At 62.2% G+C, this 3,516-nt stretch carries 4 protein-coding genes; 2 read left to right on the forward strand and 2 right to left on the reverse strand.

Going from position 1 to position 3,516, the window contains the following annotated elements; genetic code table 11:
* On the reverse strand, window positions 1–481 hold a 481-nt coding region (locus E5W87_RS28680; protein ID WP_292405180.1), incomplete at its 3' end, for an ATP-binding cassette domain-containing protein.
* A gap of 219 nt (window positions 482–700) precedes the next feature.
* Between E5W87_RS28680 and E5W87_RS28685 the strand changes: the two genes are divergently transcribed.
* Window positions 701–1,720, forward strand: a complete 1,020-nt coding sequence (locus E5W87_RS28685; RefSeq protein WP_292405182.1) for a LacI family DNA-binding transcriptional regulator — start codon at window positions 701–703, stop codon at window positions 1,718–1,720.
* 370 nt (window positions 1,721–2,090) lie between these two features.
* Complete coding sequence (locus E5W87_RS28690) at window positions 2,091–2,714, forward strand: L,D-transpeptidase (protein ID WP_292405185.1); 624 nt, start codon at window positions 2,091–2,093, stop codon at window positions 2,712–2,714.
* Window positions 2,715–2,903: 189 nt separating this feature from the next.
* Here E5W87_RS28690 and E5W87_RS28695 read toward each other — a convergent pair.
* Window positions 2,904–3,516, reverse strand: a 613-nt coding sequence (locus tag E5W87_RS28695; RefSeq protein ID WP_292405188.1) for an MsnO8 family LLM class oxidoreductase, incomplete at its 5' end; no start/stop codon positions are given.

The following is a 3,516-nucleotide window of genomic DNA, read 5'->3' on the forward strand; positions in this document are numbered from 1 at the left end:
GCAAGCTGCCGACCCGCGCCTCCGGGTTGAGCTCGATGCCGAGCCTCTGCAGCAGTGCACCGGCGGCGTGGCTGCTTGCCTTGCGGTCGACGATAAGTCCGGCGATCAGCTTTTCGCGCCCCAGGAAGATGTTGTCGGCAACGCTAAGCTCGGGGACGAGATTGAGCTCCTGGTGGATGATGGCGATGCCGGCGTGCTCAGCGTCGCGGACGCCGGCGAAACGGACCGGATGGGCATCGACGTTCACCGTCCCGTCGTAATCCGTGTAGACGCCGGAAAGAATTTTCATCAGCGTCGACTTGCCGGCGCCATTTTCCCCCATCAGCGCATGGACTTCGCCGCGCCGCAGGTCGAAGCCGACATCGACAAGGGCGGCGATGCCACCAAACGTCTTGGAGATGTGCTCGGCGTTCAGAACCACGGCCGAGCGGCCGGCCGCAGCCGCATCGTCTCCGGACGTGATGGAATTGCCATGCTCCATGACAAGAACGGCCTCCCTTCCGTCGTCGTCAAACGTCTCAAACGCTAATCTAAACGTTTCGATCATGTCAAGCCGGTATCTGATTGGACGGGATTGATGCATTTCAATTCTTGCGGAAACCCGCAAGTTTCCGTAGATATTGCAGCCAGAGGGCGGTGAAACGTTTCGAAAATGATGGCGTCAGGGCGAAAAAAGCAGCGAAAGTCCACGGCCCCGACCATGCTGCACGTGGCTGAAGTGGCGCGTGTTTCGGTCGCCACCGTCTCGGCGCTGATCAACGGCACCGCGACCGTCAGTCCCGAGCTCAGCCAGCGCATCGAACAGGCGATCCGCGACATCGGCTACAAGCGCAACGCGATCGCCCGCAGCCTGAAGATGGGCACGACCCGCACCATCGGGCTTACCGTTCCCCACATCACCAATCCATTCTTCACCGATGTCGTTTCGGTCATCCAGCAGGCATTCGACCGCGCCGGCTACGCGGTCATGCTGTGCTGCACGGACGAGGATCTGAACACGCAGGACGACCAGATCAGGCTGCTGCTCGATCGGATGGTCGACGGGCTGATCGTCGCGCGCGTCGGCGACGGCGCGATCCTGAAGAGAATTGTCGACGACGCCAACGTGCCGGTGGTGCTGCTCGACCGCGTTTGCGAAGGCGTCGATACCGACACCGTCGTCCTCGACAACCAGCGCGCGGTGTTCGACGCCATCACCTATCTGATCGATCTCGGCCATCGGCGGATCGGCTACATCTCCGGATCGTTCGACATCTCACCCATGCATGACCGCATGACAGGGTATCGCGAGGCGCTCCAGGCTGCCGGCCTGCCGGTCGAGAACGAGCTCGTTCGCTTCGGCAACTTCCACGAAGTCGACGGCTACAACGCGACGATGCAGTTGCTTTCGCTGCACGACCGCCCGAGCGCCATCTTCTCGGCCAACAACCCCATGGTGATCGGCACCATGAAGGCGATCCGCGACATCGGGCTGTCCTGCCCGGAGGATATTTCGGTTGCCTGCTTCGATGATTTCCCCTGGTCGGACGTGTTCCAGCCGCAACTGACCACGGTCGCCCAGCCGGTGCAGGCGATCGGCGAGCAGGCGGCCAATCTCCTGCTCGACCGGCTCGCCGGAAACAGGGACGCGCCGCCGCGCAAGCTGGCGCTCAAGGGACGCCTGATGATCCGCAATTCATGCCGGCCACTGGGAGCGATCGCGCAGAGTATCAGTGCGTAGCCTTGGGCTCTGTTCAGAAACTTTGAGATGCCTATGGGGCAGCGCCCCGCTCTGTCCTGCCGGCCCCGACCCCTCGCTGCCGCTTTGGCGTTCGTCGTTCGGAAAGCCAAGCAATTGGCTTTCCGTCTGCTGTGCGGACCACTCCTCACCCCCACGGGGATTGGCCGTCATCGCATTGGGCCGGTGACGCATGAGGGTTGTGTGCGGGACAGGGCGATTTGCTACCTTTAGTTTAAGGACGCGGCGCCGACGGAGCCAAGTGGCCAACAATCAGCGCACCGACAAGAAGGAAATCTTGGCAATCGAAGCATACCGGATTAGGAATATGACGAGATGCGGCTGATCACCGACACGAGCGCCGGCTTGAGTCATGCGCGTGAAATCGATCCTAATCGGGCTGGGACTTGCTGGGATGGTCGCATTCTCCGGCTGCACCACTGGCGGCGCATTACAGACTTTTCCCTCGGCCTATGGCGGTCTCACCGACGCCGGTTTCCGCATTCCGCCGGTTCCAATTTACAAGGTTGACCAAAAGTTCCGTCGGCAGACAGTGCCTTATGTGACTGACGAGGCGCCTGGCACCATCATTGTCGATACAGGAGCGAAATTCCTCTACTACGTGTTGGGAGACGGTCAGGCGCTGCGTTACGGCATCGGCGTCGGCAAGGCGGGCTTCGAGTGGCATGGCACTGCCCACGTTGCGAGGAAGCGCGAATGGCCGGATTGGAGCGCGCCGTCCGCGATGATCGTGCGCGAGCGGGAGCGAGGCCGCATCATACCGGCCCATATGGAGGGCGGACTCATGAACCCGCTCGGCGCGCGGGCGCTCTATCTTTTCAACGAGAAGGGTGACACCGGATATCGCCTGCACGGTAGCCCTGAATGGTGGTCCGTCGGCAAAGCAGTGTCGGCGGGCTGCATTCGCCTCATGAACCAGGACATCATCGATCTCTATAACCGCTCCACAATCGGCACCAAGGTGATCGTCATTTAGAAGCCGCGTTTCAGTCTAACCGCGGCCTCGTTTGGCTATTCGTGCGAGACGAGCATGACGGATCGAAAACCTCCCCACGCAAAACGCACGAAACTGTTAGCGATGTCTTCGCACCTATTCGCGATGTCCCCAGTCCAAACACTTAGCAGGCCGGCCTTGCCCCAGCAGTGCCAAGCGGCGAACCAACTCTCAGGCTGCTTGCGACAGGGTTTTGTGGGCCTCGGCCAGAATCTCGAACGACCGTATCCGCGCCGCATGGTCGAAAATCTGCGCGGTGACCATCAATTCGTCGGCGCCGGTGCGACGCACGAAGGCGTCGATGCCTTGCCGGACCGTGTCCGGCGAGCCGACGACGGCGCAGGACAGCGCCTGGTCAAGCATGGTCCTGGCCATCGGCTCGAGGCCACGTTCATATCCCTCGACCGGCGGCGGCAATCGGCCGGGCCGGCCGGTGCGCAGATTGACGAAGGCCTGCTGCAGCGACGTGAACAACAGCCGCGCCTCGGCGTCGGAGGGTGCAGCGAACACATTGAGACCGAGCATGACATAGGGCTTGTCGAGCTGTTCCGACGGCTGGAAGCGCGAGCGGTAGATCTCCAGCGCGTGGTCGAGTTCGGCCGGCGCGAAATGCGACGCGAAGGCGTAGGGCAGGCCAAGCATGGCCGCGAGCTGCGCGCCATAAAGGCTTGAGCCCAGGATCCAGATCGGCACCTGCTCGCCCTCACCGGGCACGGCGCGGATGCGCTGGCCATCTTCGGCCGGCCGGAAATAGCCCATCAGCTCGACGACATCCTGCGGGAAG

This window comes from Mesorhizobium sp. (assembly GCF_004962925.1).
GTDB lineage: Bacteria > Pseudomonadota > Alphaproteobacteria > Rhizobiales > Rhizobiaceae > Mesorhizobium.

What these genes read in the sequence shown, in the direction of transcription:
- E5W87_RS28690 (WP_292405185.1), top strand. Translation starts at nt 2,091, where the DNA reads ATGCGCGTGAAATCGATCCTAATCGGGCTGGGACTTGCTGGGATGGTC.
- E5W87_RS28685 (WP_292405182.1), top strand. Translation starts at nt 701, where the DNA reads ATGCTGCACGTGGCTGAAGTGGCGCGTGTTTCGGTCGCCACCGTCTCG.